Here is a 25,616-nt window from a genome sequence, read left to right on the forward strand (position 1 = left end):
TGAAGCTCCATTTTACTTGTTTACTTGAATAGGTCGAGTGTGATTGTTGGGTCGCGTAGGGCTTTTTTCTCGCAGCCCGATATGTCATAACGGGTAAAGCAAACGAAAATCGAATTTGGAAGGAAGCTCAGATGGGCGAATATGTGGCGCCACTAAAAGATATGCGCTTTGTGTTAAACAATATTGTTGACCTTAATGCTCTCTCAAAACTTGACGGATTCGAACATGCTGAGAGTGATGTTGTGGATGCTGTTCTGGAGGAAGCCGGAAAATTTGCGACAAATGTCCTCTCACCTATCAATAAATCGGGTGATTTACAGGGGTCCCACGTTAAAGATGCGGTTGTTACGACACCAGACGGATGGATAGACGCCTATGCACAATTTGTAGAAGGCGGTTGGAACGGAATTTCAGCACCGGAAGAATTTGATGGTGGCGGGCTGCCAAGTGCTGTTGCTTTGGCAACGGTTGAAATGTGGAACTCTGCAAATCTCGCATTTTCCCTATGCCCGCTTTTAACGCAAGGGGCAATTGAATCTCTGCTGGCGCATGGGACTGAAGAACAGCAGCAGACATATTTGAAAAAACTGGTAAGCGGCGAATGGGCGGCAACCATGAACCTGACGGAAAGCCAGGCGGGTTCTGACGTCGGTGCCCTGCGATCAAAGGCCGAGCCCGCGGAAGATGGAAGCTGGCGTATCTCGGGTCAGAAAATATTCATCACGTACGGGGATCATGAACTTAGTGAGAATATCATTCATCTTGTCCTGGCCCGCACACCGGGTGCTCCCGCGGGAACCCGCGGCATATCGCTGTTTATCGTGCCAAAATTTCTTGTAAATGATGACGGCAGCCTTGGCGCTCGAAATGACCTTAAATGTGTTTCACTGGAGGAAAAGATCGGAATTCATGCGAGTCCGACCGCGGTGATGTCCTATGGAGATGAAGGCAATTGCGTCGGCTACCTGATTGGTGGAGAGAATAAAGGCATGGCCTGTATGTTTACCATGATGAATAGCGCGCGCCTTAATGTCGGTGTTCAGGGATTGGCAATTGCAGAAAGGGCATATCAGCAAGCTGTTGAATATGCTCGTGACCGAAAACAGGGGCAGGCACCCGGTATGCCGAAAGGGGAAATGGCCCCGATTATTAATCATGCAGATGTACGACGTATGCTGATGACCATGAAGGCAAATATTGAAGCGATGCGGTGTCTTATTTATCTGAATGGAGAATGCCTGGACAAGGCGCATCACCATCCCGACGAAACCGTTCGTGCTGAAAGCATGGGTATGGCTGAACTGCTGACGCCGATGTCGAAGGGTTGGTCGACTGATCTTGGCGTCGAGCTGGCATCTATTGCAGTACAAATACATGGCGGCATGGGCTTTGTCGAAGAAACCGGTGTTGGTCAATATTATCGCGATGCTCGAATTCTACCAATTTATGAAGGCACCAACGGCATTCAGGCATTGGACCTTGTTGGTCGAAAACTGGGCCTTAACGGAGGCGCGCCCGTAAAGACGATTTTGGCAGATATGGATATTGTGGTTCAAGAGCTGGCTCAAACTGGAAATGAGTTTACAGCGATGTCATTGCAGTTGGGACTGGCTGTTTCCGCTCTCAAGGAAGCAACGGACTGGCTTTACACCAACGCCCCAAATGACCCGAACGCCGCACCCGCGGGAGCAACGCCATATTTGCGGATGTTTTCAACCGTCGTTGGCGGCTATTTGCTTGCAAAATCGGCATTAAAGGCGAAAAACCTGTTAGCTGCAGGGGATGGTGATAAAGGGTTTCTGGACGCAAAAATTGTTACAGCAAACTTTTTCACGGCGCAAATTTTACCTCAAGCAACGGCTCTGCTTGGCCCTGTAACAGAAGGTGCAAATACCTTATTTGCCATTACAGAGGAGCAGCTTTCTGCCTGATAGAGGCTTAGTTATTGACGTTTACGTAAACGTTAAGATAAAATGGGAGTCGAACTGTACTCGGCTTCTCTTGGGAACAAAACAGGGTTCATAATGAATAATCAAGAAATAGAATACCCGCTTGCGATACGCCCGAATGATGGGGAAGCCCTTGAGGTCAAAGAAGGTCTGCTTTGGGTGCGGATGCCAATTCCGATTAAAGGTCTAGATTATATTAACCTCTATTTGATTGAAGATGAAAATGGCTGGACCATGGTGGATTCCGGCTTCAATTCAGAGCTGATCAAAGATTTATGGGAGGATATATTTCGGACGAAGCTCAAAGGAAAGCCGGTAACTCGTTTAATTTGTACGCATTTTCATCCGGATCATATGGGATTGGCAGGCTGGATAACCAGTCGCTGGAAAATTCCACTCACCATGACATTTGGTGAATGGACCTTCGGCCGCATGTTGTATCTTGAAGCAGCGGAGCAAACGCCGGAATTTGTCGTTGATTTCTACCGGTCTGTCGGATTCAACGACAAAATGCTGGAGCGCGTTAAATCACGGGGATTTAATCATTTTAGCCGGGCAATGACCGAAGTGCCCATGGGTTTTGACCGTATTGTGGATAATGAAATTATTCGGATTGGGTCGCGTGATTGGAAAATCGTTGTCGGACACGGGCATTGTCCGGAGCATGCCTGCCTGTATTCTGAAGCTGATGGAATATTGATTTCCGGGGACCAAATTCTACCGCGCATAACACCTCACATCGGCGTTTATCCTGCGGAACCGATGGCAAATCCCTTGAAGCAATTTATTGATTCCATCGATACATTTATGAAGTTGCCAGCAGACACGTTAGTTTTACCGGCCCATAATGACGTGTTTACCGGACTACATAATCAGCTGGAATATTATCAAAGCCATCATGAAGACAGGCTAAACAGATTAAAAGCTGCTTGCGTATCCCCTCAATCTGCCATCGATTTACTTCCGGTTCTTTTTGATCGGGAATTATCGGATTCAGACAAAGGTCTCGCCATTTCTGAAGGGCTCGCACATTGCCACTATTTGGTTGGTGAGGGGGAACTCGATCGGGAATGTGGTGACGACGGCGTTTGGCGCTTTCACCGTGCTGGCGCTGTTCGCGCAGCTGTCGCCTAGTAACAATATCCACAATAAAAACAAAAATAAATGGAGAAAAAAGATGACTGATCATTTACTTGTTACCAAAGAAAATGGCATTGCGACCATTACCATGAACCGGCCGGAAGCCAGAAACGCGTTGTCTCTCGAGATGCGGGAAGGGCTTTTCCTGGCTGTCACCGATATCGAAACGGATGATAGCGTTCGCTGTGTTGTTATCAAAGGCGCCGGTGATCACTTTATGGCCGGAGGTGATGTTAAATCATTCAATGATTTTGTTAACAAAACTCCAGAGGAACGCCGGCAGAATTTTGAACGGAGAATTCATAATCTTCATCCGACAATGTTCACTCTTCAACGGATGAACAAGCCGGTTATTGCAAGTGTTCAAGGCGCCGCAGCAGGCTTTGGGCTGTCGCTTATGATGGCATGCGACATGGTTATTGCCGCAGAAGATGCATTTTTTACACTTGCTTATATTGGGATTGCGACAACTCCGGACGGCTCCGGAACCCATAGCTTGCCACGCATTGTTGGCTTGAAAAAGGCAATGGAAATAGCCATGCTGGGAGATCGTTTTGGCACGGAAGCAGCTCGTGAAATGGGCATGATCAATTTCGTTGTACCAAAAGATGAGCTTTCTGCTGAAACAGATAAACTTGCGTCGCGTTTGGCAAAAGGGCCGACATTTGCTCTTGGGCGAACAAAGGCACTTTTGAACGCTTCTTTGGGAAATAGCATGGAAAGTCAGCTTTCTCTGGAAGCCCAGAGTTTCGCTGCTTGCGCGGCAAGCGATGACTGGGTTGAAGGCGTTAAAGCTTTCAAGGAAAAAAGGAAGCCCGAATTCAAGGGCAAATAAAGTAACTTCAGAAAGATGGATGTAAATGGCTGATTTAAAGGGAAAAACGCTTTTTATTACCGGGGCAAGCCGCGGTATCGGATTAGCGATCGGCAAGCGCGCCGCGGAAGATGGAGCAAATATTGTTATTGCTGCTAAAACGGCGGAACCGCATGCAAAGCTTGCCGGCACCATTTACACTGCCGCTGAAGAAATTGAAGCTGCCGGTGGCAAAGCATTGCCACTGGTGGTCGATGTCCGCGAAGAAGACCTGGTAGAAGCGGCTATGGAAAAAGCGGCGGAGGCTTTTGGCGGTATAGATATTCTGGTGAATAACGCGTCTGCCATAAGCTTGACGGGAACTCTACAAACACCAATGAAGCGATATGATTTGATGCATCAAATCAATATTCGTGGAACCTATCTATGTTCTCAAAAGGCTATTCCGTATCTGAAAAAAGCGGAAAATCCGCATGTTCTCAACCTATCACCGCCTCTCAATTTCGAGACCCACTGGTTCTCCCCGCATGTCGCATATAGCATGGCGAAATATGGCATGAGCCTTTGCGTCCTCGGAATGGCAGAGGAATTCAAAAGAGACGGTATCGCCTTTAATGCTTTGTGGCCCAGAACAGCGATTGCAACAGCTGCGATGGATTTGATCGGGGGCGGGGATGTTCAAAAAAAATGCCGTAAAGTCGAGATTATGTCGGATGCCGCCCATATAATTTTAACAAAGCCATCCCGTGAATTCAGTGGGAATTTTTGCATTGATGACGAAACCCTCGGCTCAGTTGGTATAACCGATCTATCTGAATATCGCTTTGAAGGGGTTAGTGAAGAGGAGTTGCTTCCTGATTTCTTCGTTTAAAGGGCTAGGCTGCCTGACGTAGATCCAGGCGCCCCCAGACATCTTTCAATGCAGCAACCAGCTCCGACATCATAGTATCATCGTGAAATGGTGTCGGCGTAATACGCAAGCGTTCCTCACCTCGCGGTACCGTCGGGTAATTTATGGGCTGGAGGTAAATTCCATATTCTTCAAGCAGCATGTCGCTCGCCTGTTTACATAAATTGGCATCATAGACCATTACTGGAACAATATGGGTGACAGAAGGCAGGACCGGAAGCCCGGCGTCCATCAGAAGGCCCTTTAAAGTTGCTGCACGTTCCTGATGCTGATCGCGCTCCAGCTGGCTTTTCTTGAGATGCCTTACGCTGGCAAGGGCGCCGGCTGACATGATGGGGGACAAGGTGGTTGTGAAGATAAAGCCAGACGCGTAGGAGCGAATGGAATCGACAATATTCCGGCTTGAAGTAATAAATCCACCAACAACGCCAAAGGCTTTTCCAAGTGTACCTTCCATTATGGTGATCCGGTCCATCAGGCCCTCACGTTCGGCGACGCCGCCACCACGTGGCCCGTATAGTCCTACAGCATGAACCTCATCAAGATATGTCATTGCCCCATATTTATCGGCTAAATCGCAAAATTCCTTTATGGGAGAAATATCACCGTCCATTGAATAAACTGATTCAAATGCGATGATTTTAGGGCGGGACGGGTCGATGGATTTAAGTTTTTCTTCCAAGTCGCGTGCATCATTATGGCGGAAAATTCGCTTTTCACAGCCGGAATGGCGAACGCCATCGATCATCGAGGCATGATTGAGTTCATCAGACAAGATAACACAATCGGGCAATAATTTACCAAGCGTACTAAGTGTCGCATCATTGGAAACGAAACCGGAAGTGAATACCAGAGCACTTTCCTTTCCATGTAAATCGGCAAGTTCGCGTTCCAGTTCACAGATCACATGGGTATTTCCGGAAATATTTCGTGTCCCGCCGGCGCCGGCGCCATAGCGATCCGTCGCATCTTTTATGGCAGTTAGAACATCGGGATGTTGCCCCATGCCTAAATAGTCATTGGAGCACCAAATCGTGACTTCTTGAGTATCGCCGGAGGACAGATGGCGCGTTGCTTTTGGGAAATTACCCGCGTGGCGACCGAGCTCCGTGAAGACACGGTATCTATTCTCGTCTTTTAGCGATTGGATCGCCTGCGCGAACACATGTTCATAATTCATGTTTGCTGCCCTCAGCTATATAGTGTCGTAACGACTATGCTCATAAATACCGACAATGCCGTTTCTTTGACAAGGGACAAAAGGTCGCAATCATCCAATGCTGCCCGGATTGTGATCAGAATTGAACATTCCGTAACCGCCAAGGCAAACGGTTAATGTGCCATCAGGACAGGTATCGTGCAGTTTGCAAGTACTTCCTCCGTCACTGCACCAAAGAACAATCTCCGTAATCTACTTCTGGTAAAAGCTCCCATTACCAATAAATCAGCGTCACAATTGGCTGCCTGAGTCAGTAATGATTCGGCCGTTGTTTTTCCGTTACTACCTTTAATTTCGCATGTGGCAGCCGTAATTCCGTGTAATGCTAGGTAGTGAATGGCTTCATCGGGATGAATTTCTTCGTCCAAATCATCTATTGCCGAAATCAGCGTCACTTTTGATGCAGCTGTTAAAAACGGCAGGGAATAGGTTAATGCGCGACTTGATTCAACCGAACCGTTCCATGCCAAAGCAACCTTTGTTCCAATAGTGCCGGTATAACCAGGATCCAAAAGCAGTACAGGTCTACCAGTTTCTCTAAGTGCTGTATTGATCATCAATGTGTTGGCGGCATCTTCCTCTTGAGGAGCCTTGCCAATAATGATCAGATCAAAAAGTCGTCCAAATGATTCGAGAACATCTTCTCTGTTCCCCAGTTTTTCAAGAAATCGTGTAGACGCTGTAGATCCCGTTTGATTCTCGATTTCCGTAACCAAAGGAAGATCTGCTTTTTTTCGTAGCGTTTCAAATGTTTCCCGTGCAGCTTTTTGCCGGCTTTTTCCATCAGCCTCCGCCATATCAATGATGCTCTCGATCATTGTTGACGTCATTCCTTCTCCAACAAATGCAGCAGCGGTTCGAGGATCTATACTGATATGGAGCGCATCGACATGGGCATTAAAAAGAGCAGCGAGCTCAAATGCACGTTCGAGAGCGGCTGTATCACTTTTGTTGTCGGCCCCAGTTAGAGGGACCAGAATAGATTTAATTGTCATGTTATTCCCATCCATTAAACCAGATTAGAGTATAATCATAACGCCTTAAAAAATAAACACTTTTGGTTACACAAATATCTGTTGCAGGTTCTATCCTGGTCTAGTCGGCCCTATCTCTCTACGGTGAAGGGGCAGCTTCATGTATTGGATCTTGGTGGATAATAGCTTCGGCTTCCGGGAATTCCGTCATCAATTGTTGTTCGACATCATCAGAAATTTTATGAGCTTCATGTAGCGACATGCTCCCATCCATATCCAGATGCATCTGGATGAAAACTTGTTGGCCGGACCTTCTTGTCCGTAAATCATGTATGCCCAAGACACCCGGGTGAGCTTTTACAAGATCGATAATCCTGGTTCTTTCACCATCGTCGAGTTCTTCATCCATTAAATCTGAAAAAGAAGCGCGGATGATTTTCCACGAGCTGAAAAGAAGGAATAAGGCAATTCCTATGGCGAAAAGACCATCTGCGTAAACCCAGTGAAACACACCTCCGAGAACCAGGGCAATGATGACACTACCATTGATCAACACGTCACCTACGTAATGAAGGGAATCAGCGGAAATGGCGACAGAACGCGTTTTACGGATAACATAGCGCTGATAGGTTACGAGAAAGAGTGTCAGCACAATCGATACGACCATTACTGCAATGCCCATATTGCTAGAATCGAGAGCTTTAGGGTTGAGGAGGCGTTCAGATGCTTGAAAAACAAGAAATACACCCGATCCTGCGATGATCGCTGACTGAAATAAACCAGCGAGTGCCTCAGCTTTTCCATGTCCAAAGCGGTGGTCATGATCAGCAGGAACCAGCGCATGGCGAACGGCCACAAGATTAATAACCGATGCGACCATGTCCAGAAGAGAGTCAACAAGTGTGGATAGTATCGCAACTGAATTGGTGGAAAGATAAGCCATCAATTTGATGCAGATAAGGATAATGGCGACGGTTACGGACGCATAAGTCGCCGAACGCATCAACTTGCCGTTTTCGCCTCCATGTTTATTCAGGTCAGGTTTTTCGTTATTATCCGTCACAAAATCAATCGCTTATGAGATATATTAAATGTTGAACATTAGGTTAGGGATATAATACACTTTCCGTCCAGCCTTCTTCACCTAAATTAAATTGCCGCCGTTCGTGAAGCCTGAACGGACGGTCCCGCCAAAATTCAATACGTGACGGGATTACACGGAAACCAGACCAATAATCGGGTCGGGGTATTTCCCCAATGCCAAATTTCGCCGTATATTTAGCCACCGCTTTCTCGAGTTCAAAACGGCCTTCCATAGGTCTGGATTGCTGACTAGCCCAGGCTCCAATTCTGCTGTCGCGGGGGCGACTTTGAAAATAAGCGTCTGCTTCCGCATCCGTTACTTTCTCGATTTTCCCCTGAATTCGGATACTGCGACGTAACGATTTCCAGTGAAAACACAGGCCAGCATGAGGCGTCGAGAGAAGCTCGGTGCCTTTCTGGCTCTCAAAATTTGTATAAAATACGAATCCCCGATCGTCTGCATGCTTGAGCAGGACCATACGAACCGACGGCTGCCCTTGAGGATCAACCGTCGCTAACGCCATGGCTGTAGGATCATTTGGTTCTTTTTGTTCCGCTTCTTGCATCCATTGTTGAAATTCATGGAGAAGCTCGGAAATTGATTTCACAGTCATATTGCCCGACTCGTTTATTGAAACAGTAAGAGGAACAAGTAGTCCCTAGCTATGTTTAACCGTCTGTTTGGAGAATGTCGATATTTTGTAAGACGGTGAAATATAACAATTTGTAATCTATTGTGATCTGTCTTTTGCTATCAAAGTTCAAAATGCCCATATATACTGGAGTATGAAATTAAACTGGGTCAATCCCTGGGTTCGACTTTGAAAGATTAAGGACGAAAACATGATAAAATCGAAATTTACATTAGTGATGCTTTTGACGGCGCTTTTGGCCGTGACGGGCTGTGGCGCCAATCAGAACAACGAGAAACAAACAGCAGGTACTGTTATTGGTGCTGTTGGCGGTGGACTTTTGGGGTCATTGTTTGGCAAAGGCACGGGCCAACTTGTTGCGGTAGGTGTTGGAACTCTGGCAGGTGCGATGATTGGTTCTGACGTGGGAAAAACCCTTGATGCAGCGGATCGAGCTCAACTGGATAGGGCGGAAAAACGAGCAACTTCCGCACCGATTGGTCAAGAAATCACTTGGAATAATCCACAAAGTGGTAACTCCGGTTCGATTACGCCAGTTCGTGACGGCAAGGATAGCGGCGGGCGTTATTGCCGTGAATTCCAGCAAAACATAGTTATTGGCGGAAAAGTTGAAAAAGGCTACGGACAAGCCTGCCGTAAACCAGATGGTTCATGGGAAATTATGAGCTAGATGGCGACTAATTTCGAGTAGAATGAAATTGAGTCGGTAAGAAGGAAACTAAGGACGTTTTGAAGATTAAGTTACGAGAGAGTTTACTGGGTTTGGCTATGATGGTTGCGATTGTTACAACCGCAGCCAATGTCGTGCGGGCAGATTTTGCAGATGGTGTCACTGCTTATGAGGCGGGGAACTATAAAGCTGCTTTCGACGAATGGCTGCCCCTGGCTCAGAAAAACGATCCGGCTGCGATGCGGAATGTTGGCCATATCTATCGACGTGGATTAGGTGTTGATCAAGATTATAAGAAAGCTCTGAATTGGTACAAAAGGGCAGCAACACTTGGGTTCGATCGCGCGCAAGCCAACGTTGGCGATATGTATTTGAAAGGAGAAGGCGTCCCGCAGGACTATGAGCAAGCCGTCCAATGGTTTGCGCGAGCGGCGCAGCAAGGGCATGTATTGTCACAATATAATCTCGGACTGTTGCTTGAAAACGGGCTTGGTGTAGAGAAGAATGACGAATTGGCTTTAGGTTGGTACGAGGCAGCTGCACAGGCCGGTTATGCGCCGGCAATCGAAAAAGCTACAGCGTTGAAGTCAGGAGTGGTCGTCGCGAAAAAAGATGCCTCTAGTGAACAGCCGAAACCATCATTAGAGGTGCCAACGCAACAAACTGCGGCGGTTGAGCCAGAAGAATCGTTAAAGGTTGCCCCGATTGCTGTGATTGCTGCGGCGACTACCGTTGAAGCAACAGAAGTTATTCGATCTTCGGATGTGTCGAGTTCTCAAGCGTCAAAACTGGCTGAAACCGCACCTGAATCTACTCAAAAACAAGGTTTTTATGACGCATTGAAATCTCTGACAAAGGAGAAACCGGCAGTTGTTGCGGCTACAGCCGCAACTGTTCCTGTCGTGGCCGCTAGCCAAGATGAAGATCGGGTACCAGTTGCAACAATAGAAGAAACCCCGGAAGTTAAGGTTGCGGCAGTAGCCGCGGTTCCGGTGGCGGCGGCTGTAAGCCAGCAATCCGCTAAATCAGCAAAGGAGAAAGAAGTCGCTGAACCAACGGCCAAGTCCGCGGCTGAACCAGCTCCTGCGCCAGTAAAGATGTCTACTGCAGCGGTCGCATCAACGTCAGGTGCAGTTTCGACAACAGCGACCGTAAAAAATGGTTTGACGCTTGAAGAGAAACTGGAAATGGCGGATTTAGCTTATACGTTGAAGGAGTATCAACAATCCCTGAGTATTTGGGCTGTTCTGGCGCAACAGAATAATGCGGAAGCTCAGTATCGGCTTGGCAAGCTTTTCTATAGCGGTCACGCTGTTCCGATTGACCGGGTGCGTGCCTATTATTGGTGGGAAAAGGCGAAGGGCAATGGGTCCGCAGATGCCGGTGTGGCGCTTGCCAATTTGGAAAAAACATTGACGCATATGGAATTACGGCAAATACAGAGGACAAATTAACACGGACATGTGTTTTACATATAATAGAGGGCTGAATATGAGCCTGAATTTCGATTAAACAGCGGTTGATACGATAATTTATGAAAGATTTATACACTATACTCGGCGTCGCGAAGGGAGCTAGTCAGCAGGAAATAAAGTCTGCTTATCGCAAACTCGCAAAGAAGCATCATCCGGATGCCAATCCCGGAGATACAAAAGTTGAAGAGAAATTCAAGGAGATATCTGCCGCCTATAACATTCTCGGTGATGAAAAATTGAAGGCTCGGTATGATCGAGGCGAAATTGATGGATCGGGTCAGGAAAAGCATCCCGGTTTTGGGGGGGATCGTTCTGGGCCATTTCGTCAATCAACAGCCGGTTTTGGCGGCGGGGCAGAAGATATATTTTCGGAAATATTCGGCAACTTTCGGCGTGGCGGTTTTCAAGGGGAAACTGTTCAAAAAGGCAGGGATCGCAAATTTGCCATTGAAATAACCTTCGTTGAAAGCGCTCTGGGGGGGACCCGGCGCCTGACCATGGGAGAAGGTGGTCGAACATTGGATGTAAATATTCCTGCTGGAATTACCGATGGTCAGCAAATTAGACTGAAGGGGCAGGGTGATAAAGGAACCGGCGGCGGGCCTAACGGCGATATTTTAATAAATGTTTCCGTTCGAACCCACGCGTTTTTTAAACGTGAAGGCTCAAATGTGCAGGTTGAACTGCCGGTTAGTTTGCCTGAAGCTGTTTTGGGAGCTCAGGTTAAGGTACCAACAGTGGATGGAACCGTTAATTTGAAGATTCCACAAGGCTCGAACACCGGGACCACTCTCCGTCTAAAAGGAAAGGGTATCGGCGTTTCGAAAAAGGGGAAAAGAGGGGATCAGCTTGTAAAGTTGAAAGTTGTTCTACCTGAGCAACAGGATGAAGAATTACAAGATTGGGTCACAAAATGGTCGGAAAAACACGATTATGATGCACGCTCAAAATTAAAGGACTAATAGTTGTATATATTGAGTCCAACAAGTCTTTTGACTGTGTTTCTCAGTCAAGTTAAAAAGTAATATGGTTACGGTAATTGTAATGATGGGGTTTCGTTGATGACACTGCAGAATGGTCTGATGGCAGGCAAAAGAGGGTTGATTATGGGGGTTGCCAATAATCATTCACTCGCTTGGGGAATAGCGCGTACATTACACGAGCATGGCGCAGAAATTGCCTTTACATATCAAGGCGAAGCTCTGGGGAAACGGGTTATACCGCTTGCGGAAAGCCTCGGGTCAGATACAGTTCTTGAATGTGATGTAACGGACGATGCCTCGATGGATTCCGTCTTTGCCGCATTGGAAGAAAAATGGGGGAAAATAGACTTTTTTGTTCATGCGATCGGCTATTCGGACAAAGCACAGCTCCGTGGAAACTATTCAGATACCACACGAGATAATTTCCTGATGACCATGGATATTTCCTGTTTTTCTTTTACGGCGCTGGCAAAGCGTGCGGCGCCATTGATGTCGGATGGCGGGAGCATGGTTACCCTGACATATTATGGCGCTGAGCGTGTAATTCCGCACTATAATGTGATGGGCGTAGCCAAGGCGGCTTTGGAAGCGTCCGTTCGTTACCTCGCTATGGAAATGGGGAAAAACAATATCCGGGTGAATGCACTGTCCGCCGGGCCTATTAAAACACTTGCGGCTTCCGGTATCGGGGATTTCAGGTATATTCTTAAATGGAATGAATATAATTCTCCGCTGAAAAGAAATGTCACCATCGATGATGTTGGTGGGTCGGCATTATATTTATTAAGCGATATCGGTGCAGGTGTAACCGGTGAAACCCACCATGTTGATGCAGGATATCATGTGGTCGGGATGAAAGCTGAAGACGCACCGGACATTGAGAAGTGAGAACCTCTCATCAGTTGAGATTAGACGGAATACGTTATGTCACATAATAGTTTTGGCCATCTTTTTCGGGTGACGACCTGGGGTGAAAGCCATGGCCCGGCTCTTGGCTGCGTCATAGACGGTTGCCCGCCTCTCATCGATGTGAGCGAAGAGGAAATTCAATTCTGGATGGATCGTCGCAAACCCGGACAATCCCGTTTTACCACGCAGCGCAAAGAACCGGATTTGGTGAAAATCCTGTCGGGCGTCTTCGAGGGGAAAACAACCGGTACACCCATAAGTCTGCTAATAGAAAACAAAGACCAAAGATCTAAGGATTACGGCGATATCAAAGATAAATTTCGCCCGGGTCATGCGGATTATACATATCAGACAAAATACGGTATTCGCGATTATCGTGGCGGCGGCAGATCGAGCGCGCGGGAGACAGCTGCGCGGGTGGCCGCCGGTGGCATTGCCCGAAAAATACTCGGCCCTTCCGTTGAAATTAAGGGGTATTTGACTCAGATAGGTGATCGTGTTGTCGATCGCGAACGATGTTCCATGAATGTTATTGATACAAATCCCTTTTGGTGCCCGGACCCCGAAATGGTCGAAAACTGGACTGAATATCTGGATGGTATCAGGAAGAATGGCTCGTCCGTTGGCGCTGTAATCGAGGTGGTCGCAAAGGGTGTACCAGCCGGCCTTGGCGCGCCAGTATATGGTAAGCTTGATTCCGATCTTGCCGGCGCAATGATGACCATCAACGCGGTAAAGGGCGTAGAGATAGGCGATGGGTTTTCTACTGCAGCCTTGACCGGTGAAACCAATGCAGACGAAATGCGGCGCGGCAATGAAACCGGCCCAAGATTTGTCAGTAATCATGCCGGTGGCATTCTTGGCGGAATTTCAACGGGGCAGGATATCGTCGTTCGGTTTGCCGTTAAACCAACATCCTCCATTCTTAAGCCCCGGGATACTGTGGATAAAGATGGCAATGAAACAGAAATCATGACCAAAGGGCGACATGATCCTTGTGTCGGAATTCGTGGCGTCCCTGTGGGTGAGGCGATGATGGCCTGTGTTCTTGCTGACCACCTCTTACGGCATCGCGGGCAAAACGGCTAATCAACAAAAGAATAACAAGAAGGAGAGCAAGCTATGTCTCAACATAAGTATATTCATGCCTTGGATATTCCGGTGCCTGACCGAAAAGAACTGGATGCCGGGACACAAAAATACTTCGATATTTGTGATGAAAAGCTTGGTATGGTCCCAAATGTTCTCGCGTCCTACAGCTTTGATACTGCTAAATTGCGCGCTTTTTCGGATATGTATGGTGAATTGATGCTGGGAGATTCCGGTTTGTCCAAGCTGGAACGGGAGATGATTGCGGTCGTCGTATCTTCGGTAAATAAGTGCTTTTACTGCCTTACCGCCCATGGTGCTGCTGTACGAGAGTTATCTGGAGACCCAATTCTCGGGGAATTGATGGTGATGAACTATCGCGCTGCCGATCTCCCAACTAAGCAAAAAACCATGCTTGATTTTGCCGAAAAACTGACGGAATCGCCGGCCAAGATGGAAGAGGATGACCGTCAGATCCTTCGTGAAGCAGGCTGGTCTGATCGTGATATATGGGATATCTCGGCAACGGCCGCTTTTTTCAACATGAGCAACCGAATGTCGGCTGCCATAGATATGATGCCGAATGAAGCATATCATTCACAAAACCGATAATTCCTTACCTTGCTTTAATTTTGCGGAGGATTCTTCAAATGGAAAAACTAGGCCCTTTCTTTAATCTGATCGGCCGTATTCTTGTCGCCGCCCTTTTCCTGCCCGCTGGTGTGAGCAAATTAGCTAATTATAGCGGAATGCAGCAATATATGGAATCAGGTGGCGTTCCAGGTATTTTACTTCCGTTGGTTATTCTCTTGGAAATTGGCGGCGGTCTGGCGTTAATTGTTGGTTGGCAGACCCGAATTGCTGCATTTTTGTTGGCAGGTTTCTGCGTCGTATCCGGGATCCTGTTTCATTTTCAACCCGAAGACCAGATCCAGATGATCCTGTTAATGAAAAATATTGCCGTTGCTGGCGGGCTACTTGTGCTTGTCGGGGTAGGTGCCGGCACTTTCAGTCTTGACCAACGTAGGATGAGTCGGGACTGATAGGGATTTCTGGGCGGGCAGTATAGAAGGGCGTTTTTTATTAACGTGTCTTTGCTGCAGCATCTTCCAGGAGGGAAGGGGTCGCTCCTTCCAAATGGGCATTTTCCGAAATATGGCGGCGCCAGGCTTTCGCGCCGGGGCGTCCTTGAAATAAGCCAAGCATATGACGTGAAATGGATTTTAAGGGAACACCTTTGGCCATTTCACGGTCAATATACGGAAGGATACGCTCAACAACTTCTCTACGCTCCGGCGCTGTTTCCTCAAGGCCGAAATACAGTTTGTCGATTTGGGCAAGGAAATACGGATTTTGATACGCCTCCCGACCAATCATCACGCCGTCTACCTGCTCTATATGACGATCGATTTCATCGGTGGATTGAATGCCGCCGTTTATGATGATCTCCAAGTTCGGATAATCCTGCTTAAGCTGGTAAACGCGATCATAATCAAGGGGAGGGATTGTCCGGTTTTCTTTCGGGCTTAAACCTGTCAACCAGGCTTTTCGCGCATGTATGATAAAAGTTTCACAACCGGCTGCAGCGACAGTTTCTGTGAATTCCGTCAAATGCGCGTAGCTATCCAGGTTATCTATGCCAATACGGTTTTTAACTGTAACAGGAAGCGATGTGGCGGATTTCATGGCCGCCACACAAGCAGCAACGGTTTTCGGCTCTGCCATTAGGCAGGCACCGAACCGTCCGTTTTGAACGCGGTCTGACGGGCAACCAACGTTAAGGTTAATCTCCTGATAGCCGTAGGTATCAGCAATTTCGCAGCATTTCGCAAGGTCATCTGGTGAACTACCACCAAGCTGTAAGGCGACAGGTTGCTCCGCCGGATCGAACCGTAAATGCCGATCTGCATCACCAAATAAAATTGCCCCGGTCGTGACCATTTCCGTGTAGAGCAAGGCACGGCTCGTGATGAGGCGCAGGAAATACCGATCATGTCGATCTGTCCAGTCCATCATCGGAGCAATACTGATAGTGCGATCCAGTTTAGTCACAATTTCCTCAGAGCAATTTTGCCCTTGATATAGGAAAATTGCGATTTAATAAAAGAAAAAAGCTCATTTCTCTAGTTTACAAATTGATCGACATACTCACCTTTGGGGTCGATAGGGGTGATGACGTCGATAAGTAACCCATTGGGATCTCGTGTAATAAAGTGTCGTTGTCCAAAATCCTCATCCTTCAAATCAAGAATAATTGGGAGCCCGGATTTTTTTGCGCGGGAATAAACTTTATCAACATCTGCCACTTCAAAGTTAATGATTACACCGGAACTGATCCCGCGCCCTTCCATTGGAATGGTTTCATGAGTGCCATTGAGGATTGCGATATTTACCGATTCATTTTCTGCGGATTGTAAGTGAACATACCAGTCAGCTTCGAATATGACCTGGAAATCGAAATTATCTCGAAAGAAATCAGTGGTTTCACTTACATTCAAGGTCTGAATTACCGGATAAAATTGTGTAAAATGCATTGTCTTGTTTTTCCTTCCATTTTTAAATACAATCAGTCTGTATGTAAATATTATTAACAAACAGGCTGTATGTATGCAAGAAAAAAAGAAGCGAATGACAAACGCGGAGAGAACGTTGGCAATGCGCGTAAACCTTTTGGATGTAGCGAGAAGGCTTTTCTCAGAAAAGGGTTATGGAGCGACTTCTACGCCTGAAATCGTTGCCGCAGCAAAAGTAACACGGGGTGCGCTGTATCATCATTTCGAAGACAAACTAGCATTATTCAGGGCTGTTGTAGAACGCGAAGCGGAGCGTGTAGCAGATGCAATTCAAGAAGAGGATTCAGCTGGCGATGATATCTTGAATACTCTCAAAATTGGTTCGGAAGCCTACTTCAAGGCCATGCAGGAACCGGGAAGGAGTCATTTGCTGCTTGTAGAAGGGCCTGCCGTTCTGGGCTTACGTGAAATGAATAATATTATGGCTGCAAGAGACGGAGAGCAATTGAGATTAGGATTGCAAGGGCTCTTGCAACATGACCCCAATTTGCCTCTAGATGCCTTGTCTGACGTTTTAGCCGCGGCTTTTGATCGGGCGGCATATGCGGTTGCAGAGGGGAGGGCTGAAGAGAAGTATCGGCAGGCGTTAGACTCTATCCTTACTGCAATTTACCGAAACGCGTCCAAATAAGGATTGAATTCGAGTTATTGCGGCGACCTGACCTAATTTGAATGAGGCACTGGAAACTGGATAAATAGATGTTCTAGATATTATCTACTAGCTGCAGCTCAGCTTCTATTTCCATTGCAAAGTTCATTGGAAGTCCGGCGACGCCGATCGCCGATCGGGAATGTCGTCCAACATCAGGTCCAAAAACGTCGATAATAAAGTCACTAAAGCCGTTGATTACGATATGCTGCTCATCATATCCAGGTGCCGAATTGACCATGCCGAAAACGCGGTTCCAACCTGCGACACGTGACAAGTCTCCGATTTCAGCTTTAAGGTTTGCCAGAACAGACAATCCGATGCCGCGTGCTGCAAGCTGAGCTTCTTCTGTGTTCAAGTCTGTCCCGACTTGTCCGTAAGGGCCATCGATGGCGCCCTCCATCGTTTGCTTTGGGTGGCCGGATATAAAGGCTCTGTCCCCACGAACGTTCACGAAAGTAAAGGGTAAATGCAATTTTGGTGGAAGGCTGATAGGAGCGGGGAGTATGATCCCCAATTCGGTCAATCGCGCTTCTGGGCTTGACATGGGTGCCTCCGAATATGGTGTGAAGTTGAAATAGCCACTTGAAAACATTTTAGCAGGGCAAATGATATTGAGTAAATTTGTAATTCGATTTTCGAGTTAATGCGCTGTCTTGACCCGGATTCTTCTTCCCTCAATTTTTTTCCCGTGAAGATCTTCAATTGCTTTTTCTGCTTCTTCACCATTTTTCATCTCTACAAACCCAAATCCCTTGGAGGATCCGGTTTCATCATCCATGACCAAGTTGAAAGCAGTAATTTCACCAAAAGTTTTGAAGAGATTTGCCATATCTGCTTCGCTTAGGCTGCGAGGAAGATTAAGTACGATTAGTTTCATTTGTTATGTCCAAGAAATTGGGATGCCGCTTTCTAACACACTGACGAGGGTCTGAATATCTGAAATACTCAAAGGAAGAATATCCGTGAATTCTGTATAACCTTCGCCGCATTATAGAATGGGAATTTTATGATTGTTCTCCTAAAAATAGGAGGTTAAGTGAGTTTATCGCATGGTTGAATGCGAAGGAACTCAACAATGATCATAATTTTATCGACATTTACGTGATCTTTTGCAAGTGGTAACGCGAGAGAGGATATTTTCTTGAAATCATGATTGGGGCCTACATAAGGGATATTCTGCGCGCAAGGCTCTTTGCTTTGGACAACGGTTTTCAGGCTGGAAAATACTGCAGAATCTGGGCCTTTACCCGGAATTTCGGACATTGATATTCCGGTATAGTTTTTTGTAAAATTCTGCATGGCTACATTACCAATCACCCGGTATCTAAAATCCAACGGATTTTCGATAACATCCAGAAGGACTATATTGGGTAATATTGGTGCTAGAACTGCCAAATCAAAGTCACTTCTGCTTGGGAGCAGATGCTCTTTTCTCGCATTTTGCCAATGAGTTAGTGCCGACTTGTGACTCCCCATATTGCCAGATGCATCAGAATAGGACAGCTCACTTGCTGGGATCGCAGTTGGTCGTAATTCGATTTTTTTACGATGAGGGAGAAAACGTTGAAGGATCATACCGTCCCGGACTTCTTTACTGGATAAATAATACTATTTTTAAAAGTATGGTGATTAATGGTAAAGGAATTGTGAATTAATTTCCCCGTTTCCACGGATTACAGTGATTTTCTTCAAAAATGTAGTTAAGGCAATTGTTTGCTTTGCCCCGCCTCACATGTTCCTGTAAAACAAGCGCCAACAATAACATTTGCTGAATTTTAGGAAGTGCCGACCAAATGACACGCCATTTAATTACCTCTGCATTGCCATATATAAACGGCGTAAAACATTTGGGGAATCTGATAGGATCCATGTTGCCTTCAGATTTGCATGCTCGGTACCTGCGGGCACGTGGAAATGACGTGCTCTTTATTTGTGCAACCGACGAACACGGGACACCGGCGGAATTGGCGGCGAGAGAAGCTGGACTGGAAGTTTCACAATTCTGCGCAGAGCAGCATAAAGTTCAAGCAGATTTAGGCGCGGCTTTTGATCTATCTTTCGACTATTTTGGCCGGTCATCATCGTCTCAAAACAAAGAATTGACCCAGCATTTCGGAAAAAAGCTACTTGAAAACGGTTTCATTGATGAACGGGTTACACGCCAAGTATATTCGATTGATGATGACCGGTTTTTGCCCGATCGCTATGTTGAAGGTACTTGCCCGCATTGTGACTATGATAAAGCGCGCGGTGACCAATGCGAGAACTGTACGCGTCTCCTGGATCCGACAGACTTACTAAATCCACGTTCTGCAGTATCAGGAAGCACCAATCTGGAGGTACGCGAAAGCCGGCATTTATTCTTATTGCAGTCAAAACTAGCGGATGAGATTAGGGCATGGGTGAACAAGCACCCTGATTGGCCCATATTGGTTTCCTCTATTGCATTGAAATGGCTGGATGAAGGCCTTCACGATCGCGGTATTACGCGGGATTTGAAATGGGGTGTCCCCGTTGATATGCCAGGTATGGAAGACAAGGTCTATTATGTTTGGTTTGACGCGCCGATTGAGTATATCGCCGCCACAAAGGAATGGGCGGATGAGGATCCGGCCAATCGTGACTGGAAGTCCTGGTGGTATGAAGCGGATGATGTACGATATGTACAGGTGATGGCGAAAGATAACGTTCCGTTCCATACAGTGACGTTTCCGGGCACCCAACTGGCCAGCAGAGAACCCTGGAAGATGGTTGATTATATCAAGGGTTTCAATTGGTTAAACTATTACGGAGGTAAATTTTCGACGAGCCAGAAGCGCGGTATTTTCATGTCAGATGCTGTCGAAATTATGCCGTCAGACTATTGGCGTTATTATTTGCTTGCAAACGCGCCAGAAACGTCGGACGCCAGTTTTACGTGGGATGGATTTGCAGGAACGGTCAACAAGGACCTAGCGGATACTCTTGGAAATTTCGTTAACCGGACTTTGAAATTCTGCAGCTCGAAATTTGGCGACGCACTTCCAAAAGGTGGTGAAAACGGAGAACGCGAGCAATTACTGGCGAAAGCGCTGAATGAGCGTCTGGAAAACTACAACGCGCATATGGACGACCTTCAAGTCAGAAAGGCAATGCAGGAACTTCGAGCCATTTGGGTAATGGGAAACGAGTATTTGACGGAAGCGGCACCGTGGACCGCATTTAAGACTGATCCTGAAGCGGCGGCGGTAAGCTTGAGAATTGCTATCAATTTAATTCGAATTTTTGCAATTTTAAGTGCTCCGGTGATTCCAGCGACCTCGGCAAAGCTATCTACGGCACTTGGCCTGGGATTGACGTCGAACGAATGGATTGAGGGTGATTGCGCTGATGCACTGAATTTTTTACAGGCTGGCCATTCCTTTGAAATCCCAGATGTTCTTTTTCGCAAGATTTCAGACGATGAAGTTGCTGAATGGGAACTTCGTTTCGGCGGTAATGAATAATAATTAGCGCGGCCAATACCTAACATTTTAGCAAATTTCACGGCGGCTATTAACCGGGAATTAAGGGCTTTCAGGTATGTTTTCACGTAATTAGTGGAAGGATATCCCATGAAAAGACACGGTATTATAAAACGCCAGGTCCTAAAAGCTTTTGCCCAGGAGACAAAAGGGGCAACTGCCGTCGAATTGGCTATGGTCTTACCGGTGCTGATCCTCGTTTTGATCGGAATTATAGAGCTAAGCATAGGGATGTTTATCAATACCGTGGTTGAAGGTAGCCTGCGCGATGCGTCACGTCTCGGACTAACGGGGCAAATTCAGGACGGTATCAGTAACGATCAAGCCATTGTAGATATGATCAACGAAGCCTCTTTGGGGTTGCTGGGTTTGACAACTGCCGATGTGACTACACTTGTTTACGAGAACTTTGCGTATGTCGGTCAAGGAGAAGATTTTACGGATTTGGATGGGGATGGCGTTTGGGATCCGGGCCCGTTTACCGCCCCTGATAGTACTGTTTATCCGGCAGGGGAGCCATGGGTTGAAGTAAATGGTAATGGCACCTACGACGCGGATTTCGGTACTGCAGGCCTCGGTGTTCAAGGGGATATTGTTCTCTATACAGTTTCCTATAACTGGAATTTTCTAAGTGGCCAGGTTCTTCCCATTTTTGATGGCACTATCCCGATGGCTGCTTCTATTGTGGTGCAAAATGAACCTTACTAATAACAGTTGCTGGACGGGACGACGCATTCCTAGCACCCAAACTAAAAGTTGAGGTCAGTATGAAAACCCTGCTCAGAAATCTCAAAGACCGGTCGGTAGACGGTATTTATTCTTTTATCCGCAACCGTCGTGGTGTCGCCATGGTGGAATTTGCCATGTTGCTTCCGCTTTTGATGCTTTTGGCCGCTGGGAGCTTCGAGGTGGCGCGTTATGCCTTGATAATGCAGAAACTGGACAGAATTGTCGCAACTCTATCTGACCTTGTAGCCCGGTCGGGCAACGAAACGATGACGGAAACCGAAGTCTCAAATATCATGGATTCTGCGTTTTATATGGCGCAACCATTCGATATTACGGGCGATGCGATGATGATCCTCACGTCAGTCGAGGGGAGGGCCGGACAGGCGCCACAGATTTTAAGTCAACGTTCTTCGGGAACCGTTGCTGGCGCGGCCAGTACTATCGGCACAACAATTAATGGCAACGCAACACTGCCTTCTGCTTTTCCGGACGCAGGGTCTGGCGAGACATTGAACGACGGCGAGACACTTATCGTGGCTGAGCTCGTATACAACTATAGCCCATATCTTATAGGAAACATTGGTTTTTTTGGGGATCAAGTATTCTATCGTAACGCTTTTTTCCGTCCACGATTTACCGACAAAATCGAGTTTCCGGTTTCTCCCTAACCGGTCAAAATTCGTACACAAAATCTTCCAAATCATCGCGCTTTCCGCATGGTGGCTGCTTTACGCAAATGTTACCCGTGCTATGTCACTGAGAGGGTTGGGCGTATGTCCTTTTCAATGAGAAAGACCAAGTAGTTTTACTATAAGTACTACTGATGTGACGTCTGTTCACCAGATCGCTGGCCGAATAGACGATATGGTCCTAGCGACAAGCCAGATGACCTTATTCTTTGACCTGTTAGTAATAAAAAAAGCGACGGCAAAACCGTCGCTTTTATGACTATCCTGGATAGCCGTGAAGGGTTATTTCGAGATACGCAGGTTACTGAGCTCTTCACCGATCGTGTTAAAATCATCCAATAGATCCGCCGCTGTTGTTGCAACAAAGGCGTGTTTGGTAGAAGTTGCACAGCCTGCAAGGTTACCGCTAACAAACTCAACCGTGTAAATTATTATGCCGGCACTTTTCATGGCAGTACATGTTGCCAGCATTTTCTGATCAATTTTATCAGGGTAGCTGTCGCCATCGCTGGGCAAACTCGTATTCAGGAAACCCCTGTAATCATAATAGCTATGTGTTGGAGTTGTATCAAACCTTTCAGACCGGGCATATGCGTGATATCGGTCGTAGCTGCCCAGGGTGTTGATACCATCTGTCATTAGGATAACAACTTTATCCATATATGTTTCGAAATAGTTTAATGGCAAACTAGTATATGGGACCTGTGGGGTGACCTTGGTGTTTGTAGGTAAATTTATCGTTGAACTACCATACCATTCACCATTCCATCTAGGGGAAAGAGCGCGCCAACCCCAGACGAGGCCAATATTAACAGCGGTTGCGCCGTCGGCAACCATGTCGTCTATTTTATCAGTTATGGTCGTTTTCTCAGCCGTGAGCGGTAATATCACGGGCGGGCAATCCTCGTTGGGACCGCGGCTGGTGGTAATGGAGAAGTAATCCCCCCCTCTGCTTGACCGATATCTTTTCCAGTTATTTTTCATAACATTGTCATCGACATACTCACTAGACTCGTCTGGATCGTCGTAAAAAACATTATCCAGGTCTTTATGGTAGTCGTCCCAGAAATAGGGCACAAAGTCATTGTTAGGCGGATCATCTGACATATCAACGGTTCCGTTAATCAGATGGTCGCGCATTTCAATACAACCTTCCCAGCCATAGACGGTGTCATTGACACTGTCGCCAGTAACATCCCGGCCTAAGGCAGTATTCGAAGAATCTTGGGTAAATATACTATTGGTATTACTTGTCAGATTTGCGGGATAGCTGGACTTCAGCCAACCAATATTTTGTGGGCCAATGTTCACTGTTGTCGTATAGGGTACAATACTGACCCAAAGTTTATCATTGGTCTCGTTTCCACCATAAAGAATATCAATCAGATTAGTTGACGCCTCTTTCAGCACGGAAAGACGTGTGCCCGTTCCTGATGAAGATGTCATTGATCCAGTGTTATCCAGCACTAAAACCAGTTCCATACCTCTGTTGTCTCGTTTAATTTCCGTATTGGCGCCCACAGTTAGTTCTGGTTGCTTGAGCACGTTCATAAAGGTTGTTGCCATGTCAGCGCGAACACTGAGTGTAATATTCTCTTTATCTGTATCCCAACTAATAGTTGACGAATCCATGGTGATTGCAGCCGTTCCCATATAGCCAGGCGGGAAGTTTGCATCGAAGTACTTTTGCGCATCTGCATATATTTCCGCATCTGGTGAAAATATGTTGCGTCCTGCCGCCAGGCCTGCAGCGTCAAGTGCTGTGGATAGCTTGGATTTCAATACATAGGCGCGGCCAAGATCAACAGAGAGGCCGACAAAGCCGAATAAGGGAATAGCAAGAAACGCAATAATAACGGCGGACACGCCGTTGGTATTGCTACCAAATTCCTTTAAAGATTGGCGAAACGAAGTGAAGCTAAATCTCTTGTTCATGTTGACACCATATTCAAGATGACGAAATTAATTGCCAATAATATGTGCCTAAAACATTAACGTTGCCTAAAGAACTCTCTTAAATTTCTACAAAATTTTATCTTTACAATAAGTAGTAAAATACACATTCTATAATAAATACTCTTCTTTATTATGTATATATAAGGATAAAATTATAATATTTGAATAATTTTAAATATAAGAATAATAAATAAAAAAACATGTAAAATTTTACGATATTTTTACTTCGATAACCACTATAAAAATCCATTTCCTTTTAACTATTGATTAATCAATTCAGGTTTAAATGCTCAGCAAGGCGCGAGGCAAGACGAACTTGGAAAGCGCTTTATATGTTAAGGGGCTTTGCAGGTTGCGCTTTGTTGCAGGCTGAAAAGTCTAGGTGCCGACAGGTTATTTACCTTGAGGGGCTGAAAACCAAGTTTTGTTTAGTGTCAGGAATCTTTCCTGAGTATTAGGAGACTGAAAATGATTAAAGTTATTCGTTCTTTCGTAAATGACGAGTCGGGTGCGACAGCCATTGAATATGGTCTTATTGCTGCGCTTGTTGCATTGGTTGGTGTTGTTGCCTTTACTGCTCTTGGCGATACAGTGACCAAAGCATTCAGTGATATTGCTGAAGCTCTGTGTAATGGTACAGGTGGTAACTTCACACTGTCTAATACAGGTTCAAACAGCTGCTCATAAGATTAGTTCTGTGAGAAATTCGGGAGGAGCGCTTTTTGTGGCGCTCCTCTCACTCTACAAATTCCATTCAAGTTATTGAAGTCAATGCTGTAGAAGAAATTTGGAGGTCGTTATGTTTGAATTTACTCAGTTTTTTAAAGACGATGCCGGAGCCACAGCAATAGAATACGGATTAATTGCGGCGCTCGTCGCTGTCGCCGGAGTAATAGCCTTTACCGCGACCGGAGATACGATCCTGACTTCATTCACGAATATAACAGATGATTTCTGCACAGCGGTTGGCGGTAATTTCGCTATTACGAATACTGGAGAAAATAGCTGCGTTTTCTAGACCCCTGCCGGTTACTGCTGGATCGGGTTCCTACGTAACCCTTTCAATATGAAAGAATTTCTTTTGAAATAGATTCCGAATGATCCTTGTATATCACTTGATATTATTACTGCTGTTCACGCTAATCACATACGCAGCTCTATCAGATCTTCGAGATTTTACGATTCCCAATTTTGTAAGTATCACTATCGTAATACTTTACCCTCTGATGATTATGACCAGCCCAGATAACATAGACTGGGTAGGCAGCTTGATTGTCGCTTTAAGTGTTCTGGTCATTGGATTTATCTTCTTCTCACTAAGATTGTTTGGCGCAGGCGATATTAAAATGATTGCCGCACTTTCTTTGTGGGCGGGGCCATCACTTGTCACAAATTTTTTGTTTGTAACTGTTATAGCAGGCGGGTTGTTGGTGCTTTTAATTATTTCTCGGGAGGGTTTGCGTCAAGCCTTCGAAGGAACGGGATTTGCTCGCGGCATCAGGTTTGCATTTCAATCAAAAACCCAAGTCCCCTACGGTGTTGCAGTCGCATTTGGGGGCATGAGCATCCTTATGTCATATGAAAAAATTATCGGCATAAGCACATGAAAAACTCCTAAATTTAACCTGAAATTAATGTCTTAGGGC

Annotated in this window: 28 protein-coding genes; 18 read left to right on the top strand and 10 right to left on the bottom strand. The window is 46.3% G+C overall.

The annotated features are described in order from the left end of the window. The first annotated feature begins 131 nt into the window (after positions 1-131). From NBZ79_RS07980 to NBZ79_RS07995, 4 genes are all read left to right on the top strand, one after another. A complete protein-coding gene (locus NBZ79_RS07980) occupies positions 132-1,931 on the top strand; it encodes an acyl-CoA dehydrogenase (RefSeq protein ID WP_251937191.1) in 1,800 nt (599 codons plus the stop codon). A gap of 93 nt (positions 1,932-2,024) precedes the next feature. Continuing rightward, positions 2,025-3,083 (top strand): MBL fold metallo-hydrolase, encoded by a 1,059-nt coding sequence (locus NBZ79_RS07985; RefSeq protein WP_251937193.1) that lies wholly within the window; start codon positions 2,025-2,027, stop codon positions 3,081-3,083. Between the two features lie 43 nt (positions 3,084-3,126). Beyond that, complete coding sequence (locus tag NBZ79_RS07990) at positions 3,127-3,924, top strand: enoyl-CoA hydratase/isomerase family protein (protein WP_251937194.1); 798 nt, start codon at positions 3,127-3,129, stop codon at positions 3,922-3,924. A 25-nt stretch (positions 3,925-3,949) separates the two neighbouring features. Then, positions 3,950-4,774 (top strand): SDR family oxidoreductase, encoded by an 825-nt coding sequence (locus tag NBZ79_RS07995; RefSeq protein ID WP_251937196.1) that lies wholly within the window; start codon positions 3,950-3,952, stop codon positions 4,772-4,774. A 4-nt stretch (positions 4,775-4,778) separates the two neighbouring features. Here NBZ79_RS07995 and hemA read toward each other — a convergent pair whose 3' ends face one another. The 4 genes from hemA to pdxH all read right to left on the bottom strand — a co-directional run bounded on the left by hemA (position 4,779) and on the right by pdxH (position 8,703). Continuing rightward, positions 4,779-5,993 carry a 5-aminolevulinate synthase gene (gene hemA, locus NBZ79_RS08000; RefSeq protein WP_251937198.1) on the bottom strand — a complete coding sequence of 405 codons (1,215 nt, stop codon included), beginning with the start codon at positions 5,991-5,993 and terminating at the stop codon, positions 4,779-4,781. Between the two features lie 152 nt (positions 5,994-6,145). Continuing rightward, a complete protein-coding gene (locus tag NBZ79_RS08005; RefSeq protein ID WP_251937199.1) occupies positions 6,146-7,027 on the bottom strand; it encodes a universal stress protein in 882 nt (293 codons plus the stop codon). 118 nt (positions 7,028-7,145) lie between these two features. Continuing rightward, positions 7,146-8,069: a cation diffusion facilitator family transporter gene (locus tag NBZ79_RS08010; protein WP_251937203.1), complete on the bottom strand. Its 924-nt coding sequence runs from the start codon at positions 8,067-8,069 to the stop codon at positions 7,146-7,148. 43 nt (positions 8,070-8,112) lie between these two features. Further along, positions 8,113-8,703 (bottom strand): pyridoxamine 5'-phosphate oxidase, encoded by a 591-nt coding sequence (gene pdxH, locus NBZ79_RS08015; protein ID WP_251937207.1) that lies wholly within the window; start codon positions 8,701-8,703, stop codon positions 8,113-8,115. Between the two features lie 229 nt (positions 8,704-8,932). Here pdxH and NBZ79_RS08020 point away from each other — a divergent pair, with 229 nt between their 5' ends. The 7 genes from NBZ79_RS08020 to NBZ79_RS08050 all read left to right on the top strand — a co-directional run bounded on the left by NBZ79_RS08020 (position 8,933) and on the right by NBZ79_RS08050 (position 14,911). Further along, positions 8,933-9,412, top strand: coding sequence for an RT0821/Lpp0805 family surface protein (locus NBZ79_RS08020; RefSeq protein ID WP_251937209.1), 480 nt, complete (start codon positions 8,933-8,935; stop codon positions 9,410-9,412). A gap of 59 nt (positions 9,413-9,471) precedes the next feature. Beyond that, on the top strand, positions 9,472-10,866 hold the full coding sequence (locus tag NBZ79_RS08025; RefSeq protein WP_251937212.1) for a tetratricopeptide repeat protein: 1,395 nt from the start codon (positions 9,472-9,474) through the stop codon (positions 10,864-10,866). Between the two features lie 80 nt (positions 10,867-10,946). Further along, positions 10,947-11,849 carry a DnaJ C-terminal domain-containing protein gene (locus tag NBZ79_RS08030; protein ID WP_251937215.1) on the top strand — a complete coding sequence of 301 codons (903 nt, stop codon included), beginning with the start codon at positions 10,947-10,949 and terminating at the stop codon, positions 11,847-11,849. Between the two features lie 99 nt (positions 11,850-11,948). Beyond that, on the top strand, positions 11,949-12,758 hold the full coding sequence (gene fabI / locus NBZ79_RS08035; protein WP_251937217.1) for an enoyl-ACP reductase FabI: 810 nt from the start codon (positions 11,949-11,951) through the stop codon (positions 12,756-12,758). 36 nt (positions 12,759-12,794) lie between these two features. After that, a complete protein-coding gene (gene aroC / locus NBZ79_RS08040) occupies positions 12,795-13,868 on the top strand; it encodes a chorismate synthase (protein WP_251937220.1) in 1,074 nt (357 codons plus the stop codon). 33 nt (positions 13,869-13,901) lie between these two features. Continuing rightward, complete coding sequence (locus NBZ79_RS08045) at positions 13,902-14,480, top strand: peroxidase-related enzyme (protein WP_251937223.1); 579 nt, start codon at positions 13,902-13,904, stop codon at positions 14,478-14,480. Between the two features lie 38 nt (positions 14,481-14,518). After that, positions 14,519-14,911, top strand: coding sequence for a DoxX family protein (locus tag NBZ79_RS08050; RefSeq protein ID WP_251937225.1), 393 nt, complete (start codon positions 14,519-14,521; stop codon positions 14,909-14,911). Positions 14,912-14,951: 40 nt separating this feature from the next. Here NBZ79_RS08050 and dusA read toward each other — a convergent pair whose 3' ends face one another. Both dusA and NBZ79_RS08060 read right to left on the bottom strand, forming a co-directional pair. Next, positions 14,952-15,884 carry a tRNA dihydrouridine(20/20a) synthase DusA gene (gene dusA, locus NBZ79_RS08055; protein WP_476749703.1) on the bottom strand — a complete coding sequence of 311 codons (933 nt, stop codon included), beginning with the start codon at positions 15,882-15,884 and terminating at the stop codon, positions 14,952-14,954. A gap of 107 nt (positions 15,885-15,991) precedes the next feature. Next, a complete protein-coding gene (locus NBZ79_RS08060) occupies positions 15,992-16,402 on the bottom strand; it encodes a VOC family protein (protein ID WP_251937231.1) in 411 nt (136 codons plus the stop codon). Between the two features lie 73 nt (positions 16,403-16,475). On the opposite strand from NBZ79_RS08060, the gene NBZ79_RS08065 reads away from it, so the two are divergent. Further along, positions 16,476-17,072 carry a TetR/AcrR family transcriptional regulator gene (locus NBZ79_RS08065; RefSeq protein ID WP_251937234.1) on the top strand — a complete coding sequence of 199 codons (597 nt, stop codon included), beginning with the start codon at positions 16,476-16,478 and terminating at the stop codon, positions 17,070-17,072. Between the two features lie 73 nt (positions 17,073-17,145). Here the strand turns inward: NBZ79_RS08065 and NBZ79_RS08070 are convergent, their stop codons facing one another. From NBZ79_RS08070 to NBZ79_RS08080, 3 genes are all read right to left on the bottom strand, one after another. Further along, complete coding sequence (locus tag NBZ79_RS08070) at positions 17,146-17,637, bottom strand: RidA family protein (protein WP_251937236.1); 492 nt, start codon at positions 17,635-17,637, stop codon at positions 17,146-17,148. 96 nt (positions 17,638-17,733) lie between these two features. Next, positions 17,734-17,970: an RNA recognition motif domain-containing protein gene (locus NBZ79_RS08075; protein ID WP_251937238.1), complete on the bottom strand. Its 237-nt coding sequence runs from the start codon at positions 17,968-17,970 to the stop codon at positions 17,734-17,736. A 155-nt stretch (positions 17,971-18,125) separates the two neighbouring features. Further along, a complete protein-coding gene (locus NBZ79_RS08080; protein ID WP_251937240.1) occupies positions 18,126-18,668 on the bottom strand; it encodes a PAS domain-containing protein in 543 nt (180 codons plus the stop codon). 218 nt (positions 18,669-18,886) lie between these two features. Between NBZ79_RS08080 and metG the strand changes: the two genes are divergently transcribed. The 3 genes from metG (at position 18,887) to NBZ79_RS08095 (ending at position 21,993) form a co-directional block, all read left to right on the top strand. Next, complete coding sequence (gene metG, locus NBZ79_RS08085) at positions 18,887-20,578, top strand: methionine--tRNA ligase (protein WP_251937242.1); 1,692 nt, start codon at positions 18,887-18,889, stop codon at positions 20,576-20,578. A gap of 108 nt (positions 20,579-20,686) precedes the next feature. Further along, positions 20,687-21,304 (top strand): TadE/TadG family type IV pilus assembly protein, encoded by a 618-nt coding sequence (locus NBZ79_RS08090; protein WP_251937244.1) that lies wholly within the window; start codon positions 20,687-20,689, stop codon positions 21,302-21,304. Between the two features lie 59 nt (positions 21,305-21,363). Beyond that, complete coding sequence (locus NBZ79_RS08095; protein WP_251937246.1) at positions 21,364-21,993, top strand: TadE/TadG family type IV pilus assembly protein; 630 nt, start codon at positions 21,364-21,366, stop codon at positions 21,991-21,993. Between the two features lie 303 nt (positions 21,994-22,296). Here NBZ79_RS08095 and NBZ79_RS08100 read toward each other — a convergent pair whose 3' ends face one another. After that, entirely contained in the window at positions 22,297-23,949 is a 1,653-nt protein-coding gene (locus NBZ79_RS08100; RefSeq protein ID WP_251937247.1) for a pilus assembly protein TadG-related protein, read from the bottom strand. A 489-nt stretch (positions 23,950-24,438) separates the two neighbouring features. Here NBZ79_RS08100 and NBZ79_RS08105 point away from each other — a divergent pair, with 489 nt between their 5' ends. The 3 genes from NBZ79_RS08105 (at position 24,439) to NBZ79_RS08115 (ending at position 25,577) form a co-directional block, all read left to right on the top strand. Beyond that, entirely contained in the window at positions 24,439-24,657 is a 219-nt protein-coding gene (locus NBZ79_RS08105; protein WP_251937248.1) for a Flp family type IVb pilin, read from the top strand. Between the two features lie 112 nt (positions 24,658-24,769). After that, a complete protein-coding gene (locus tag NBZ79_RS08110) occupies positions 24,770-24,988 on the top strand; it encodes a Flp family type IVb pilin (protein WP_251937249.1) in 219 nt (72 codons plus the stop codon). Positions 24,989-25,067: 79 nt separating this feature from the next. Then, entirely contained in the window at positions 25,068-25,577 is a 510-nt protein-coding gene (locus tag NBZ79_RS08115; protein WP_251937250.1) for an A24 family peptidase, read from the top strand. The last annotated feature ends 39 nt before the right edge of the window (positions 25,578-25,616 follow it).

It is taken from the genome of Sneathiella marina, assembly GCF_023746535.1.
In the GTDB taxonomy this organism is placed as follows: domain Bacteria; phylum Pseudomonadota; class Alphaproteobacteria; order Sneathiellales; family Sneathiellaceae; genus Sneathiella; species Sneathiella marina.

Coding starts and splice junctions, on each gene's coding strand:
- NBZ79_RS07995 (WP_251937196.1), top strand. CDS start 3,950: ATGGCTGATTTAAAGGGAAAAACGCTTTTTATTACCGGGGCAAGCCGC.
- pdxH (WP_251937207.1), bottom strand. CDS start 8,703: ATGACTGTGAAATCAATTTCCGAGCTTCTCCATGAATTTCAACAATGG.
- NBZ79_RS08020 (WP_251937209.1), top strand. CDS start 8,933: ATGATAAAATCGAAATTTACATTAGTGATGCTTTTGACGGCGCTTTTG.
- NBZ79_RS08090 (WP_251937244.1), top strand. CDS start 20,687: ATGAAAAGACACGGTATTATAAAACGCCAGGTCCTAAAAGCTTTTGCC.
- NBZ79_RS08105 (WP_251937248.1), top strand. CDS start 24,439: ATGATTAAAGTTATTCGTTCTTTCGTAAATGACGAGTCGGGTGCGACA.
- NBZ79_RS08005 (WP_251937199.1), bottom strand. CDS start 7,027: ATGACAATTAAATCTATTCTGGTCCCTCTAACTGGGGCCGACAACAAA.
- metG (WP_251937242.1), top strand. CDS start 18,887: ATGACACGCCATTTAATTACCTCTGCATTGCCATATATAAACGGCGTA.
- hemA (WP_251937198.1), bottom strand. CDS start 5,993: ATGAATTATGAACATGTGTTCGCGCAGGCGATCCAATCGCTAAAAGAC.
- NBZ79_RS07985 (WP_251937193.1), top strand. CDS start 2,025: ATGAATAATCAAGAAATAGAATACCCGCTTGCGATACGCCCGAATGAT.
- NBZ79_RS08110 (WP_251937249.1), top strand. CDS start 24,770: ATGTTTGAATTTACTCAGTTTTTTAAAGACGATGCCGGAGCCACAGCA.
- aroC (WP_251937220.1), top strand. CDS start 12,795: ATGTCACATAATAGTTTTGGCCATCTTTTTCGGGTGACGACCTGGGGT.
- NBZ79_RS08045 (WP_251937223.1), top strand. CDS start 13,902: ATGTCTCAACATAAGTATATTCATGCCTTGGATATTCCGGTGCCTGAC.
- NBZ79_RS08075 (WP_251937238.1), bottom strand. CDS start 17,970: ATGAAACTAATCGTACTTAATCTTCCTCGCAGCCTAAGCGAAGCAGAT.
- NBZ79_RS08060 (WP_251937231.1), bottom strand. CDS start 16,402: ATGCATTTTACACAATTTTATCCGGTAATTCAGACCTTGAATGTAAGT.
- NBZ79_RS08030 (WP_251937215.1), top strand. CDS start 10,947: ATGAAAGATTTATACACTATACTCGGCGTCGCGAAGGGAGCTAGTCAG.
- NBZ79_RS08100 (WP_251937247.1), bottom strand. CDS start 23,949: ATGAACAAGAGATTTAGCTTCACTTCGTTTCGCCAATCTTTAAAGGAA.
- NBZ79_RS08080 (WP_251937240.1), bottom strand. CDS start 18,668: ATGATCCTTCAACGTTTTCTCCCTCATCGTAAAAAAATCGAATTACGA.
- NBZ79_RS08050 (WP_251937225.1), top strand. CDS start 14,519: ATGGAAAAACTAGGCCCTTTCTTTAATCTGATCGGCCGTATTCTTGTC.
- NBZ79_RS07980 (WP_251937191.1), top strand. CDS start 132: ATGGGCGAATATGTGGCGCCACTAAAAGATATGCGCTTTGTGTTAAAC.
- NBZ79_RS08070 (WP_251937236.1), bottom strand. CDS start 17,637: ATGTCAAGCCCAGAAGCGCGATTGACCGAATTGGGGATCATACTCCCC.
- NBZ79_RS08115 (WP_251937250.1), top strand. CDS start 25,068: ATGATCCTTGTATATCACTTGATATTATTACTGCTGTTCACGCTAATC.
- NBZ79_RS08095 (WP_251937246.1), top strand. CDS start 21,364: ATGAAAACCCTGCTCAGAAATCTCAAAGACCGGTCGGTAGACGGTATT.
- dusA (WP_476749703.1), bottom strand. CDS start 15,884: ATGATGGACTGGACAGATCGACATGATCGGTATTTCCTGCGCCTCATC.
- NBZ79_RS07990 (WP_251937194.1), top strand. CDS start 3,127: ATGACTGATCATTTACTTGTTACCAAAGAAAATGGCATTGCGACCATT.
- fabI (WP_251937217.1), top strand. CDS start 11,949: ATGACACTGCAGAATGGTCTGATGGCAGGCAAAAGAGGGTTGATTATG.
- NBZ79_RS08065 (WP_251937234.1), top strand. CDS start 16,476: ATGCAAGAAAAAAAGAAGCGAATGACAAACGCGGAGAGAACGTTGGCA.